Source organism: Variovorax sp. UC74_104, from assembly GCF_044055375.1.
Lineage (GTDB): Bacteria > Pseudomonadota > Gammaproteobacteria > Burkholderiales > Burkholderiaceae_C > Variovorax.
On sequence record NZ_CP171978.1, the window covers coordinates 2,254,682 to 2,268,937 of the forward strand.

General features: G+C 67.6%; 12 protein-coding genes, 1 tRNA gene and 2 pseudogenes. 12 read left to right on the forward strand and 3 right to left on the reverse strand.

Going from position 1 to position 14,256, the window contains the following annotated elements:
* The first annotated feature begins 14 nt into the window (after positions 1 to 14).
* A complete protein-coding gene (locus tag ACHMXA_RS10490; protein WP_395320594.1) occupies positions 15 to 956 on the forward strand; it encodes an SDR family oxidoreductase in 942 nt (313 codons plus the stop codon).
* Positions 957 to 1,162: 206 nt separating this feature from the next.
* Here ACHMXA_RS10490 and ACHMXA_RS10495 read toward each other — a convergent pair.
* Positions 1,163 to 1,247 (reverse strand) — tRNA-Leu (locus ACHMXA_RS10495).
* A 42-nt stretch (positions 1,248 to 1,289) separates the two neighbouring features.
* On the opposite strand from ACHMXA_RS10495, the pseudogene cysM reads away from it, so the two are divergent.
* The 3 genes and pseudogenes from cysM to ACHMXA_RS10510 form a co-directional block, all read left to right on the forward strand.
* Positions 1,290 to 2,186 (forward strand): annotated as a pseudogene (cysM, locus tag ACHMXA_RS10500) (cysteine synthase CysM); the annotation flags it as partial.
* A 148-nt stretch (positions 2,187 to 2,334) separates the two neighbouring features.
* Positions 2,335 to 2,910, forward strand: coding sequence for an NUDIX domain-containing protein (locus tag ACHMXA_RS10505; RefSeq protein ID WP_019654253.1), 576 nt, complete (start codon positions 2,335 to 2,337; stop codon positions 2,908 to 2,910).
* Positions 2,900 to 3,127, forward strand: a complete 228-nt coding sequence (locus ACHMXA_RS10510; protein WP_019654252.1) for a sulfurtransferase TusA family protein — start codon at positions 2,900 to 2,902, stop codon at positions 3,125 to 3,127. Before ACHMXA_RS10505 ends, ACHMXA_RS10510 begins: the two co-directional genes overlap by 11 nt.
* Positions 3,128 to 3,195: 68 nt before the next feature.
* On the opposite strand, the pseudogene galU reads toward ACHMXA_RS10510, so the two are convergent.
* Positions 3,196 to 4,087 (reverse strand): annotated as a pseudogene (gene galU / locus ACHMXA_RS10515) (UTP--glucose-1-phosphate uridylyltransferase GalU).
* A gap of 98 nt (positions 4,088 to 4,185) precedes the next feature.
* The gene (locus tag ACHMXA_RS10520; protein ID WP_395320595.1) at positions 4,186 to 7,065 is read right to left on the reverse strand and encodes a valine--tRNA ligase; all 2,880 of its coding nucleotides are present in this window, start codon (positions 7,063 to 7,065) and stop codon (positions 4,186 to 4,188) included.
* 105 nt (positions 7,066 to 7,170) lie between these two features.
* Between ACHMXA_RS10520 and yaaA the strand changes: the two genes are divergently transcribed.
* The 8 genes from yaaA (at position 7,171) to ACHMXA_RS10560 (ending at position 14,154) form a co-directional block, all read left to right on the forward strand.
* Positions 7,171 to 7,956 carry a peroxide stress protein YaaA gene (yaaA, locus tag ACHMXA_RS10525; RefSeq protein WP_395320596.1) on the forward strand — a complete coding sequence of 262 codons (786 nt, stop codon included), beginning with the start codon at positions 7,171 to 7,173 and terminating at the stop codon, positions 7,954 to 7,956.
* 157 nt (positions 7,957 to 8,113) lie between these two features.
* Positions 8,114 to 8,956 carry a 2OG-Fe(II) oxygenase gene (locus ACHMXA_RS10530; protein ID WP_395320597.1) on the forward strand — a complete coding sequence of 281 codons (843 nt, stop codon included), beginning with the start codon at positions 8,114 to 8,116 and terminating at the stop codon, positions 8,954 to 8,956.
* A 33-nt stretch (positions 8,957 to 8,989) separates the two neighbouring features.
* Positions 8,990 to 9,895, forward strand: coding sequence for an alpha/beta fold hydrolase (locus tag ACHMXA_RS10535; RefSeq protein ID WP_395320598.1), 906 nt, complete (start codon positions 8,990 to 8,992; stop codon positions 9,893 to 9,895).
* The gene (gene queF, locus ACHMXA_RS10540) at positions 9,892 to 10,767 is read left to right on the forward strand and encodes an NADPH-dependent 7-cyano-7-deazaguanine reductase QueF (protein WP_395320599.1); all 876 of its coding nucleotides are present in this window, start codon (positions 9,892 to 9,894) and stop codon (positions 10,765 to 10,767) included. Before ACHMXA_RS10535 ends, queF begins: the two co-directional genes overlap by 4 nt.
* A 21-nt stretch (positions 10,768 to 10,788) precedes the next feature.
* Positions 10,789 to 11,079: a hypothetical protein gene (locus ACHMXA_RS10545; protein ID WP_395320600.1), complete on the forward strand. Its 291-nt coding sequence runs from the start codon at positions 10,789 to 10,791 to the stop codon at positions 11,077 to 11,079.
* A 135-nt stretch (positions 11,080 to 11,214) separates the two neighbouring features.
* Positions 11,215 to 12,120, forward strand: a complete 906-nt coding sequence (locus ACHMXA_RS10550; RefSeq protein ID WP_395320601.1) for an SDR family NAD(P)-dependent oxidoreductase — start codon at positions 11,215 to 11,217, stop codon at positions 12,118 to 12,120.
* A gap of 82 nt (positions 12,121 to 12,202) precedes the next feature.
* Positions 12,203 to 13,093 (forward strand): LysR substrate-binding domain-containing protein, encoded by an 891-nt coding sequence (locus ACHMXA_RS10555; RefSeq protein ID WP_395320602.1) that lies wholly within the window; start codon positions 12,203 to 12,205, stop codon positions 13,091 to 13,093.
* A gap of 173 nt (positions 13,094 to 13,266) precedes the next feature.
* The gene (locus tag ACHMXA_RS10560; protein ID WP_176668090.1) at positions 13,267 to 14,154 is read left to right on the forward strand and encodes a LysR family transcriptional regulator; all 888 of its coding nucleotides are present in this window, start codon (positions 13,267 to 13,269) and stop codon (positions 14,152 to 14,154) included.
* Positions 14,155 to 14,256 lie beyond the last annotated feature (102 nt).

Sequence of the window (14,256 nt, forward strand, 5' to 3'; positions counted from 1 at the left end):
ACGGGAACAGGATTTTGCCTTCAATCAATAGTCCCTCCGGCGCGCTGCCAGCGCGGTTCCGGCGAGAACGCCTGCTGATCGTCGGCTGCGGCGACGTGGGCCAGCGCGTGGCGCGCGACCTGCGCGGGCGCATGCAGCTGGTGGCGCTCACTTCATCGGCCGGACGGATGGATGCCCTGCGCACGGCCGGAATACGCCCCCTGTTGGGCAATCTCGACGATCCACGCACCCTGCGCCGGCTCGCCGGCATCGCCACCCGGGTGCTGCACCTGGCGCCTCCCGCGCGCGACGGCGGCCCCGCCTGGTGGCGCGACCAGCGCACCACCACGCTGGCGCGGGCGCTGCGGCTGCGGTCCGTGCCCTCGGCCTTCGTCTACGGCTCGACCAGCGGCGTCTACGGCGACTGCGGCGGCGCACGCATCGACGAAACCCGCGCCGTGCGCCCCGACACCCCACGTTCCCACCGCCGCGTCGACGCCGAACGCGCCGTGCGCTGGCTGGGCCGCAGTGCAGGCGTGCGCGCCAGCATCCTGCGCATCCCCGGCATCTACGCCCCCGACCGCGAGAACGGCACCCCCCGCGCCCGCCTGCAGCGCGGCACCCCCGTACTGCGGCGCGAGGACGACGTCTACACCAGCCACATCCACGCCGACGACCTGGCCCGCGCCTGCATCGCCGCGCTCTTCCGCGGCAAGCCGCAGCGCATCGTGCACGCCGCGGACGACACCGAACTGCGCATGGGCGACTACTTCGACTTCGCCGCCGATCTCTACGGCATGCCCCGCCCGCCCCGCGTGGCCCGAGGCGAGGCCGAGCGGCAGCTTCCGCTGCAGCTGTTGAGCTTCATGGGGGAATCGCGCCGGCTGGACAACACGCGGCTGAAGCGCGAACTGAGGGTGCGCTTGGCGCACCCGACGGTGCACACCGGCCTGCAAGAAAAGACCGAATCGAGATAGGACAGGGGGTGTCCAATTCCAGGGACACCGTGGAACCGGCTTCGCCGGGCCACCGGTGTCGCCCCCGGAAGGGGGTTGGCGTAGCGACACGAAGTGCGCGAAGACTGGGGGAGAGCCAAGCTCTGCCGGGCCACCGGTGTCGCCCCCGGAAGGGGGTTGGCGAAGCGACACGAAGTGCGCGAAGCCTGGGGGAGAGCCAGAACCTGTGGTGCCCGGGGCCGGAATCGAACCGGCACGCCTTGCGGCGGGGGATTTTGAGTCCCCTGCGTCTACCAATTTCACCACCCGGGCAGGGTTCTGAACGAAGCCCAAAATTATGGCACAGTGGCTGGCATGAACTATCCGACGATCGAAGACGCCATCGGCAAGACCCCCCTGGTCGCACTGCAACGCATCAATGCCGCAGAAAATGCCCGGCGCGGCAACGTGATTCTCGGCAAGCTCGAAGGCAACAACCCCGCCGGTTCGGTGAAGGACCGGCCCGCTCTCTCGATGATCCGGCGTGCCGAGGAGCGCGGCGAGATCAAGCCCGGCGACACCCTGATCGAAGCCACCTCCGGCAACACCGGCATCGCGCTCGCGATGGCCGCGGCCATCAAGGGCTACCGCATGCTGCTCATCATGCCGGAGGACCTCTCCGTGGAGCGCGCGCAGACCATGAAGGCCTTCGGCGCCGAGCTCGTGCTCACGCCCAAGAGCGGGGGCATGGAATACGCCCGTGACCTCGCCGAGCAGATGGTGGCCCAGGGCAAGGGCCGCGTGCTCGACCAGTTCGCCAACCCCGACAACCCGCGCATCCACTACGAGACCACCGGCCCCGAGATCTGGGCCGACACCAAGGGCAAGGTCACGCACTTCGTGAGCGCCATGGGCACCACCGGCACCATCACCGGCGTGTCGCGCTTTCTGAAAGAGAAGAACCCAGCGGTGCGCATCATCGGCGCGCAGCCGGCCGAAGGCTCGCGCATTCCGGGCATCCGCAAGTGGCCGGCCGAATACCTGCCGAAGATCTTCGATCCGAGCCGCGTCGATGAAGAAATCAGCGTGAGCCAGAGCGATGCCGAAGAGATGTGCCGCCGCCTCGCGCGCGAGGAGGGCATCTTCGGCGGCATCTCGGCCGCAGGCGCGCTGTGGGCTGCGCTCGAGGTGTCGAAGACGGTCGAGAACGCAACCATTGTGTTCGTGGTCTGCGACCGCGGCGACCGCTACCTCTCCACCGGCGTCTTCCCGCCTGACAACAAGGTCCGCCTCCAGGCTATGCGCACTTCGTGTCGCTTCGCCAACCCCCTCCGGGGGCAACACCTGCAGCGCGGCAAAGCCGGTTCTGCGGTGTTCCTGGAAGGGGCCACTACTCAACAACAAGAAGGCTGAGAACCCCATGCCCCATCCCAAGTTCTGCCAGGTCTGTGCCACGCCGCTCGAGTGGATCGCATTGATGGAAGACGGCGGCCCCAAGGAGCGCCTGCGCTGCCCCAACTGCGGCCACACGCACTGGAACAACCCGACGCCCGTGCTCGCGGCCATCGTCGAGTACCGCGGCCAGGTGCTGCTGGCGCGCAATGCAGCGTGGCCGGGCAAGATGTTCGCGCTCATCACCGGCTTCATGGAGGCCGGCGAGACGCCCGAGGAGGGCATCGCGCGCGAGGTGAAGGAGGAAACCAACCTCGACGTGAGCGCCACGAAGATCGTCGGCGCCTACGACTTCCAGCGCATGAACCAGGTCATCATCGCCTACCACGTGGTGGCCGACGGCGAGGTGAAGCTCTCGCCCGAGCTGGTCGACTATCGCCTCTACGACCTGCCCGACCTCAAGTGCTGGCCCGCCGGCACCGGCTATGCGCTGGCCGACTGGCTGCGCACGCGCGGGCACGAGCCCGTGTTCTTCACCGCCGCGGAAAACGAGGAGCGCCGCCGCGGCCTGAACCTGCCGCCGGAACCTGGCAATGCAAGTTGATCGCGAGCTTGATACGCGCGGGCTGAACTGCCCGTTGCCCATCCTCAAGGCGAAGAAGTCGCTCAACGACATGGCGAGCGGCCAGCTGCTGAAGGTGGTGTCGACCGACCCGGGCTCGATCCGCGACTTCCAGGCCTTCGCGCGCCAGACCGGCAACGAACTGATGGAGCAGGAAACCGTCGGCACCGACTTCATCCACGTGCTGAAGCGCCGCTGAGAACAACGGCGACGAGAAGAAAAAAGGGCCGCTGTTGCGGCCCTTTCTGCGTGTGCTCGAAGCAGCGATTACAGCTTCAGGCTCTTGAGGTACTCGCGGAAATCCGCGCCCACTTCGGGGTGCGCGAGCGCCAGCTCCACCGACGCCTGCAGGAAGCCTTCCTTGCTGCCGCAGTCGTAGCGGATGCCCTTGTACGAGTACGCGTAGACGGATTCCTTCTTCATCAGCGCCGCGATGCCGTCGGTCAGCTGGATCTCGCCGCCCGCGCCCTTGGGCTGGTTGCGGATCTCGTCGAACACGCCCGGTGTGAGGATGTAGCGGCCGGCCACGCCCAGGCGCGAGGGCGCCTCTTCGGGCTTCGGCTTCTCGATCATGCGGCTGACCTTCACCAGGCCCTCTTCGACCTTGTCGCCGGCCACGATGCCGTAGCGCTTGACGTGCTCAAGCGGCACTTCCTGCACTGCCAGCAGCGAGCCGCCGAGACGGCCGAAGGCTTCGGTCATCTGCGCCAGCACCGGCTGGCCGCCGTCGGGGCCGACCATCAGGTCGTCCGCCAGCAGCACGGCGAAGGGTTCGTTGCCGACCAGGTGTTCGGCGCACAGCACCGCGTGGCCCAGGCCCAGCATGCGCGGCTGGCGCACGTAGGAGCAGGTCATGTCGTCGGGCATGACCGAGCGCGCAATGTTGAGCAGCGCGGTCTTGCCGCTGGCTTCGAGCTGGCTCTTCGAGCTCGTAGGCGGTGTCGTAATGGTCTTCGATGGCGCGCTTGTTGCGGCCGGTCACGAAGATCATGTCGCGGATGCCGGCTGCGTACGCCTCTTCGACGGCGTACTGGATCAGCGGCTTGTCGACCACCGGCAGCATTTCCTTGGGTTGCGCCTTCGTGGCCGGCAGGAAGCGGGTGCCGAAGCCTGCAACGGGAAATACGGCCTTGCGGATGCGGGTCGCGGATGTGGACATGGGCGGTTCAGCGTCTTTCGTCAAAGAGGGGATGGCAGGATGCGAAACGGCGCGAAGCCGCTCCAGGCATCCTATACGCCTTCGACGCCCCCGGTCTGTCAGCCGAGGCGTACAAGCTGGTCGCGCAGGCGCTCCAGAGTGGCCGTGAAGTCAGTCAGACGTTTACGTTCCTGCTCGATCACGGCTGGCGGAGCCTTCGCGACGAACGCTTCGTTACCAAGCTTCGAGTGCACCTTGGCGATTTCGCCTTCGACGCGCGCGACTTCCTTGCCGATACGAACCTTCTCCGCGGCCTTGTCGATCTCCATGTGCAGGCACAGGCGCGCGGCACCCACCACGGCCACGGGCGCAGCCTCGGCAGCAGCCGACCACGAGGCCTCGTCGTCGAAGACCTTCACTTCCTTGAGCTTGGCGAGCGCCTGCAGCACCGGGGCCGATTCGCGCAGGAAGGCCGCGCCTTCGGCATCGTCGGCCACCGCGTAGAGCGGCAGGCGCGTGGCGGGCGACACGTTCATCTCGCCGCGCAGCGTGCGGCACGCGTCCACCAGCGCCTTCAGCCGCGCCACATACGCCTCGGCCGCCTCGTCGATCTTCTCGGGCTGGCTCTTCGGATAGGCGGCGATCATGATCGACTCGCCCTCACGTCCTGCAACCTTCGACACCTTCTGCCACAGCTCTTCGGTGATGAACGGAATCACCGGATGCGCCAGGCGCAGCAGCGTCTCGAGCACGCGGATGAGCGTGCGGCGGGTGGCGCGCTTCTGCGCGTCGTCGCCGGTCTGGATCTGCACCTTGGCGATTTCCAGGTACCAGTCGCAGAACTCGTCCCAGGCGAACTGGTAGATCGCGGTGGCCACGTTGTCGAGGCGGTATTCCTCGAAACCCTGGGCCACCTCGGCCTCCACGCGCTGCAGCTTCGACACGATCCAGTAGTCGGCGCGGCTGAACTTCAGGTAACCGTGGGCCTTACCGCCGACCTGGCACTCTTCCTTGGTGTGCTCCAGCAGGCCGCAGTCCTGGCCCTCGCAGTTCATCAGCACGAAGCGCGTGGCGTTCCACAGCTTGTTGCAGAAGTTGCGATAGCCCTCGCAGCGCTTCGAGTCGAAGTTGATGCTGCGGCCCAGCGAGGCGAGCGAGGCAAAAGTGAAGCGCAGCGCGTCGGCGCCGAAGGCCGGAATGCCCTCGGGGAACTCTTTTTGCGTGTTTTTGCGAACGGTGGGCGCCGTCTCGGGTTTGCGCAGGCCCTGCGTGCGCTTGTCGAGCAGTGCGGGCAGCTCGATGCCGTCGATCAGGTCCACCGGGTCGAGCACGTTGCCTTCCGACTTGCTCATCTTCTTGCCCTGCGCGTCGCGCACCAGGCCGTGGATGTACACGTGTTTGAAGGGCACCTTGCCGATGAAGTGCTTGGTCATCATGATCATCCGGGCGACCCAGAAGAAGATGATGTCGTAGCCGGTCACCAGCACCGTGGAGGGCAGGTACAGGTCGAGGTCCTGCGTCTTCTCGGGCCAGCCGAGCGACGAGAAGGGCACCAGCGCCGACGAATACCAGGTGTCGAGCACGTCCTCGTCGCGCGTCAGTTTCTTGCCGGGCGCCTTGGCCTGGGCGGCGGCTTCGTCCTCCGCCACGTACACATTGCCTTCCTCGTCGTACCAGGCCGGAATCTGGTGGCCCCACCAGAGCTGGCGCGAGATGGTCCAGTCCTGGATGTTCTCCATCCAGTGGTTGTAGGTGTTGACCCAGTTCTCGGGCACGAAGCGCACCTCGCCGGACTTCACCACGTCGATGGCCTTCTGCGCGATCGACTGGCCGTCGGCGCCGGGGCGCGTCATGGCCACGTACCACTGGTCGGTGAGCATGGGCTCGACGATGGCCCCCGAGCGCGCGCAGCGCGGCACCATCAGCCGGTGCTTCTTCACCTCGACCAGCAGGCCCAGCGCGTCGAGGTCGGCCACGATGGCCTTGCGAGCCACGAAGCGGTCGAGGCCGCGGTACTTCTCGGGTGCGTTGTCGTTGATGGTGGCGTCGAGCGTGAGCACGCCGATCATCTCGAGCTTGTGGCGCTGGCCGACCGCATAGTCGTTGTAGTCGTGCGCGGGCGTGACCTTCACCACGCCGGTGCCGAATTCCTTGTCGACGTAGTCGTCCGCGATGATCGGGATCAGCCGGTCCACCAGCGGCAGCTTCACGCGCTTGCCGATGAGATGTTTGTAGCGCTCGTCCTCGGGGTGGACCATCACGGCCGTGTCGCCGAGCATGGTCTCCGGCCGGGTGGTGGCCACGGTCAGCGTGCCGCTGCCGTCTTCGAGCGGGTAGGCGATGTGCCAGAGCGAGCCGTCTTCCTCCTCGCTCTCGACTTCGAGGTCGCTCACCGAGGTCTTGAGCACCGGGTCCCAGTTGCCCAGGCGCTTGCCGCGGTAGATCAGGCCTTCTTCGTACAGCTTCACGAAGGTGTGCGTGACCACCTTGGACAGGTCGTCGTCCATCGTGAAGTACTCGCGGCTCCAGTCCACCGTGTCGCCCAGGCGGCGCATCTGCTGGGTGATGGTGTTGCCCGACTTCTCCTTCCATTCCCACACGCGCGCCACGAAGTTCTTGCGGCCCAGGTCGTGGCGGCTGACCTTCTGCTCCTGCAGCTGGCGCTCCACCACGATCTGCGTGGCGATGCCGGCGTGGTCGGTGCCGGGCACCCACAGCGTGTTGTCGCCCTTCATGCGGTGGTAGCGCGTGAGGCTGTCCATGATCGTCTGGTTGAACGCATGGCCCATGTGCAGCGTGCCCGTCACGTTGGGCGGCGGCAGCTGGATCGCGAACGACTCGGCGCCTTCCTTGGGTTGCTGCGTGCCTCGGAAGCCGGCCTTGGCGTAGCCGCGCTTCTCCCATTCGGGGCCCCAGTGCGCCTCGATGGCGGCGGGCTCGAACGATTTGGAAAGGCTGTCCAGACCAGGCTGGGCGGGAGGGGTGGTGGGTTCGCTCATGGGAAATGCAGGAACGGCCCTTTGGGGAGCCGTTGGGGACACAGGGAGGTAGCCGGCGATTTTACCGGGGCGGCCCCTGTCATGGCCGCCACTGATAATTCCGGGATGCTCTTCCTGCTTTCCCCTGCCAAGTCGCTCGACTACGAAACCCCCGTCCCTTCCGAAATCCCCGCCACCCAGCCCCATTTCGAATCGCCCCGCGGCCCTTCGGTCGAACTGATCAAGCTGCTGCGCGAGAAGTCGCCCCAGCAGATCTCCGAGCTCATGAGCCTGTCGGACAAGCTCTCGGCCCTGAACGTGGCCCGCTACGAGGCCTGGTCGAGCAAGAGCACCCCGAAGAACGCCCGCCAGGCGGCCTTCGCCTTCGACGGCGACGTCTACGGCGGCCTCGACGCCCGCAGCCTCACGAAGGCCCAGCTGGCCTGGGCGCAGGAGCATGTCTGCATCCTCAGCGGCCTCTACGGCCTGCTGCGCCCGCTCGACCTGCTGCAGCCCTACCGCCTGGAAATGGGCACCCAGCTGGCCAACCGCCACGGCAAGGACCTGTACGCCTTCTGGGGCCCGCGCATCGCCGAGCACCTGAACGAGCGCCTCGCGGCCGACCGCACTCCCGTGGTGGTCAATGTCGCGTCGCAGGAATACTTCAAATCGGTCGATTTGAAGGTGCTCAAGGCCCGCGTGGTCGAATGCGTCTTCGAGGAGTGGAAGGGCGACCGGTACAAGATCGTGAGCTTCTTCGCCAAGCGCGCCCGCGGCCTGCTGGCGCGCTGGGCCGTGCAGCACAAGGCGGCCACGCCCAAGGCACTGGAAAAGTTCGACCTCGAAGGTTATGGTTTCGATGCATCCGTATCCAGGCCCGACAGGCTGGTATTCAGGAGAAGGCTGAGCTGACCTCCAGTCTTCGCGTACTTCGTGTCGCTTCGCCAACCCCCTTGCAGGGGGCAACACCGGCGGCCCGGCAAAGCCGGTTCCGCGGTGTTCCTGGAATGGGGCGTGGCTGTTTTTTCATGCGTTGCGGGGCTTGCCGCAGCGTGGAGGAGTAATTGATATGTCGCAAGCGATCAGTCCGGAACTGCGCGAGTGGCTGGTAGCCCAGCTCGCCGCCGGGCATTCGGTGCCGGCGCTGCGCGCTTCCATGCGCGCGGCCGGCTGGCACGACGCGGCCGCCGATACGGCGCTGGCGCAGCTCGAAGCCGGATTTCCCAACGTGGAGGTCGCGCTGCCGGCCGTGCAGGCGAAGATGCCCGGGCCCGACCTCGACGGCGCGCCGCTGTACATCGACGCGGGCGACCGCCGCGTGCAGGTGCTGCAGACCATGCGGCATCCGCGCGTGGTGGTCTTCGGCAACCTGCTGTCGGCGGAGGAATGCGAAGGCCTGATCGCCGCCGCGCGGGTGCGGCTCGCGCGCTCGCTCACGGTGGAGACGCGCACCGGCGGCGAGGTGCTCAACGTCGACCGCACCAGCGACGGCATGTTCTTCGAGCGCGGCGAGAACGAGATCGTCGCGCGCCTCGAGCAGCGCATCGCCGCGCTGCTGCGCTGGCCGCTCGAGTTCGGCGAGGGCCTGCAGATACTGCGCTACGCACCCGGCGCGCAGTACCGCCCGCACTACGACTACTTCGACCCCAGCGAGCCCGGCACGCCCACCATCCTCAAGCGCGGCGGCCAGCGCGTGGCCACGCTGGTGATGTACCTGCAGGAGCCCGAGGGCGGCGGTGCCACCACCTTCCCCGACGTGGGCCTCGAAGTGGCCCCGGCGCGCGGCTGCGGCGTGTTCTTCAGCTACGACCGGCCCGACCCCGTTACCCGCACCCTGCATGGCGGCGCGCCGGTGCTGGCGGGCGAGAAGTGGGTCGCCACCAAGTGGCTGCGCGAGCGCGAGTTCAAGTAAGAAACAAGAAGCACAGGCACGACGAAGCAATCGATGAAAGTCACCGCCAACGGACTGCAGATCGAGGTCGACGACACCGGAGGCGACGGGCGCCCCGTCATCCTGCTCATCATGGGGCTGGGCATGCAGCTCGTCGCGTGGCCGACGGCCTTCGTGCAGCAACTGGTGGACGCGGGCTTTCGCGTGGTGCGCCACGACAACCGCGACATCGGCCTGAGCCAGGGCTTCGACCACGCGGGCGTGGGCAACATCGTGTGGGAGACCATCCGCCACCGGCTCGGCCTGAAGGTGCGATCCGCCTACACGCTGCAGGACATGGCCCTCGATTCGCTCGGCGTGCTCGACGCGCTGGGCATCGAAAGGGCCCACATCGTCGGCGCCTCCATGGGCGGCATGATCGCCCAGCGCATCGCGGCCTCCGCGCCGCAGCGCACGGCCAGCCTCGTGAGCGTCATGAGCTCCAGCGGCGCGCGCGGCCTGCCCGGTCCGCGCCGCGAGGTCACCTCCATGCTCATGCGCCGGCCGATGGGCCGCGACGAGGCCGCGCTGGTCGCGCACAGCATCCGGCTGCTGCGGCTCATCCAGAGCCCGGCCTATCCGCAGACCGACGAGGAGCTTTCCGAGCGGCTCGTCTTCAGCATGCGCCGCTCCTACCACCCGGCGGGCCTGATGCGGCAGATGCTCGCCATCGGCGCCGACGACGAGCGCCCCGCGCTGCTGCCGCGCATCCAGCCGCCCACGCTGGTGCTTCACGGCGAGGCCGACGCGCTCGTGCCCATCGCCTGCGGCGAAGACACGGCGCGGCGCATCCCGGGCTCGAAGTTCGTTTCCATTCCCGGCATGGGCCACGACCTGCCGCCCCAGGTGTGCACCATCCTCGCCAACCACATCGCGCCCTTCGCGCACGCGGCGGATGCCGCACAGAGAAGACCATCATGAGCCACGACCCGAACCCCGCGAACCCCAACACGCCCGAGCAATCCCAGCTGGGCCGCACCTCGGCCTACGCCGACCACTACGACCCGACGCTGCTCTTTCCGATTGCGCGCGCCACGCAGCGCGAGGCCATGGGCATCAAGGCCGGCGCGCTGCCTTTCTTCGGCGCCGACCTCTGGACCGCCTTCGAGGTGAGCTGGCTCAACCTGCGCGGCAAGCCGCAGCTGGCCATCGCGCACTTCACCATCCCCTGCGAGACGCCCAACATCATCGAGAGCAAGAGCTTCAAGCTCTACCTCAACAGCTTCAACAACAGCCAGTTCGCGAGCGTCGACGCGGTGCGCGAGCGCCTGCGCGCCGACCTGTCGGAGGCGGCATGGCGCGGCAGCGACCAGCAGGCCACCATCGGCGTGACCCTGCTGGCGCCCGACATGTTCGACCGCGAGCCGGTGCACGAACTCGACGGCCTCGACCTCGACCGCCTCGACATCGAGTGCAGCCACTACCAGCCCACGCCCGAGCTGCTGAGCAGCGACGCCACGCAGGCGCCCGTCAACGAGACCCTCACCAGCCGGCTGCTGAAGAGCAACTGCCTCGTCACCGGCCAGCCCGACTGGGGCAGCGTGCAGATCCGCTACAGCGGCCCGCCCATCGACCAAGCCGGCCTGCTCGCGTACATCGTCAGCTTCCGCAACCACAACGAGTTCCACGAGCCCTGCGCCGAGCGCATGTTCACGGACATCTGGACCCGCTGCAAGCCGAACAAGCTCGCGGTGTACGCGCGCTACACGCGCCGCGGCGGGCTCGACATCAACCCCTTCCGCACGAGCTGGCCGCAGGCGCTGCCGCCCAACATCCGGACTGCGCGGCAGTAAGGACGTAGCGAGCCACCCCCAATGTTGTATCCCGGACAGGAGATCGTGAAGGAAGGCGTCTTTCTTTACGACGGCGAGGTTGAGTGTGATATCCGGATCATTCGTTCGCCCGTTCGCTTCGGAACGGGAGACCATGAAGACGAGCCGCATGTCGGGGACGACGTCGAGCAGATCGTTTTCTATGTGCTGTACGGTTCGACGACCGAGCGTGGAGTGTTCGGTTCAGGCAGCGGAGCTTATGAGTCTCTGCAAGAGGCCATGACGCAGCTCGCTGCGACAGCTATCGGGCCTACCTTGCGTTGGACGACTTAGGCCGCCAGGCGATTCGACGCGCGGTCTCCTGAAGCCCCTCTTCGGAAACCCGAAACCCGCTCCGACCTGCCCTGTGGCATTCTGGATTTCGCCCGCGACCCCGCGGGCGAACGAACATCTACAGCAGAGGCAAGCATGGTTGAAGGAAAAGTGGTCGTCGTCACTGGCGCGGGCGGTGGCATCGGGCGCGACATCGCGCTGGCGATGGCGGCGCATGGCGCGAAGGTGGTGGTCAACGACATCGGCGCGGCGCTCGACGGTGTCGGGGGCAGTGCAGGCCCCGCACAGCAGGTGGTCGACGAGATCCGCGCGGCCGGCGGGCTGGCGGTGCCCAGCACCGACAGCGTGGCCGATGCCGCGAGCGCCGCGCGCATCGTGCAGTGCGCCATCGAAAGCTTCGGGCGCATCGACGCGGTGGTGAACAACGCGGGCATCCTGCGCGACCGCTTCTTCCACAAGATGTCGGTCGACGAGTGGGACTCGGTGCTCAAGGTGCACCTGTACGGCGCGTACTACGTGAGCCGCGCGGCGGCCACGCATTTCAAGGAGCAGGAGTCGGGCGCGCTGGTGCACATGACCTCCACCTCGGGCCTGATCGGCAACTTCGGCCAGGCCAACTATGCGGCGGCCAAGCTGGGCATCGTGGCGCTGTCGAAGTCGATCGCGCTGGACATGCAGAAATTCAAGGTGCGCTCCAACTGCATCGCACCCTTCGCCTGGAGCCGCATGATCGGCGCCATTCCCACCGACACCGACGAGCAGCGCGCCCGCGTCGACAAGATCAAGCAGATGACGCCCGCCAAGGTCGCTCCGCTGGCCGTGTACCTCGCGAGCGATGCCGCGGCGGCGGTCAACGGCCAGATCTTCTCGGTGCGCAACAACGAGATCTCGCTCATCAGCCAGCCGCGGCCGGTGCGCTCCATCCACCGCTCCGAGGGCTGGACGCCGCAGAGCATCGCCGAGCACGCCATGCCCGCGATGCGCGCCAGCTTCTTCGATCTCGACCGCTCGGCCGACGTGTTCAGCTGGGACCCGGTCTGAGGACAAACCCGCATCAGGCCGTTCGGGAGGCCATTCGCCGGACAATGCGTGTTCCCTTCCTCCTTTCTCGCGGCCGCGCCCGGTGAACCTGCACTTCGACCTGTTCGACCTGAAACTGTTCGTCTATGTGGCGGACGCGCACAGCCTCACGCGCGGCGCGGAGAAGGCCTGCATCTCGCTGGCCGCCGCCTCCACGCGCATCAAACAGATGGAGGAGGCCGTGGGCGGCAAGCTGCTGCACCGCAGTGCGCAGGGTGTGAGCCTCACGGCGGCGGGGCAGGCGGTGCTCTACCACGCTAAGCGCGTGATGCAGCAGATGGAGCACCTGCGCTGCGACATGCAGGACTTCGGCAAGGGCATCAAGGGCCACGTGCGGGTGTTCGCCAACACCACCTCCATCACCGAATACCTGCCGCAGAAGCTGGCGGGCTTTCTCACGCAGCATCCGGCCGTGCAGGTGGACCTGCGCGAATACCTCAGCGAGGAGATCGTGCGCGCGGTGGCCGACGGCGAGGCCGACATCGGCATCCTCGCGGGCGACGTGCACACGGGCGACTTCGATGCGCAGCCCTTCGGCAGCAACCAGCTCGTGCTGGTGGTGCCGACCACGCACCCCCTCGCAGGCGTGCCCTCGGTGGCCTTTGCCGACACGCTCGACGAGCAGCACGTGGGCCTGCACCACGGCAGCGCCATCCACCGCTTCCTGCAGCGCCGCGCCGAGCTCGCGGGCCGCGGCTTCAATCCGCGCATCCAGGTCAGCAGCTTCGAGGCCATCTGCCTGATGATCGAGGCGGGCGTGGGCGTCGGCGTGCTGCCGGCATCGTCGGCGCAGCGGCTGTCGATGGCCATGCGCATCTCGACCGTGGCCCTCAGAGACGCCTGGGCCGAGCGCGAGCTGAAGCTGATCGCGCGCAGCCGCGAGCAGCTGCCGGCCTCCGCGCGCGAGCTGTTCGACCATCTCGTCGCGTCATGAGGCTCACCCCCAGGCTTCGCGCACTTCGTGTCGCTTCGCCAACCCCCTTGCAGGGGGCAACACCTGCGGCCCGGCAAAGCCGGTTCCGGCGGTGTTCCTGAGCTTGGCCGTGGCGAGTGTGCGCATCGTGGGCGATGCATCGGCTCGTCGAAAAACCTGAACGACGGGGGCGTATGTCGGCCGACCTGAAGTCGCTGCGCCTGTTCGTGGCCGTGGCGGACCACGGCAGCATCAGCGAAGGCGCGAAGCGCTGCCACATCGCGCTGGCCGCGGCCAGCAAGCGCATCTCCGATCTCGAGGCCCGCGCGCGGCTGCCGCTGCTGGTGCGGCATGCGCGCGGCGTCACGCTCACCTCGGCGGGCCATGGGCTGCTGCTGCACGCGCGCGCGGTGCTCTCGGCCATGGACCGTCTCGGCGCGGAGCTCGACGACTTCCAGAACGGCGTGGCCGGCGTGGTCAGCATCACGGCCAACGCATCGACCATCGCGCAGTTCCTTCCGTCGCAGATCGGCTCCTTCCTGCGCCTGCATCCGGTGCTGAAGATCGACCTGCAGGAGCGCGCCAGCACCGAGGTGGTGAAGGCGGTGCAGGCCGGCCTGGCCGACATCGGCGTGATCGAGGGCAACACGCCCGCCGAAGGGCTCGAATGCCTGCCGTATCGCACCGACGAACTGGCGGTGGTGGTGGCGCGCGACCATCCGCTCGCGCGGCGCAGGCGCATCGGCGTCGACGAGGTGCTGAGCCACGACCACATCGTGGTGCGCGAAGGCACGGCGCTGCACCGCGTGCTGCTGTCCGCCGCATTGGAGGCCGGCGTGCCGCTGAAGGTGCGCATGCAGGTGGGCAGCTTCGACATGGTCTGCCGCATGGTGGAGCAGGGCGCGGGCATCGGCGTGCTGCCCTATGCGGCCATCCTGCCGCAGCTGCAGATACTGAAGCTGCGCTGCCTGAAGCTCGACGCGCCATGGGCCCACAGGCGTCACCTGCTGTGCGTGCGCAGGCAGCAGGAGCTGACGGTGGCCGCGCGATCGGTGCTGGAGCACCTGGGCCGGCCCGACTGAGCCTGCCCGCAGGCCAGCCTTCGTGGCGCGCGAAGGCTCGGACTCGCCAAAAACGAATTGTTCTCCCGCGGCTCGCACGCAAAGATGCGCGCACCAACGAAG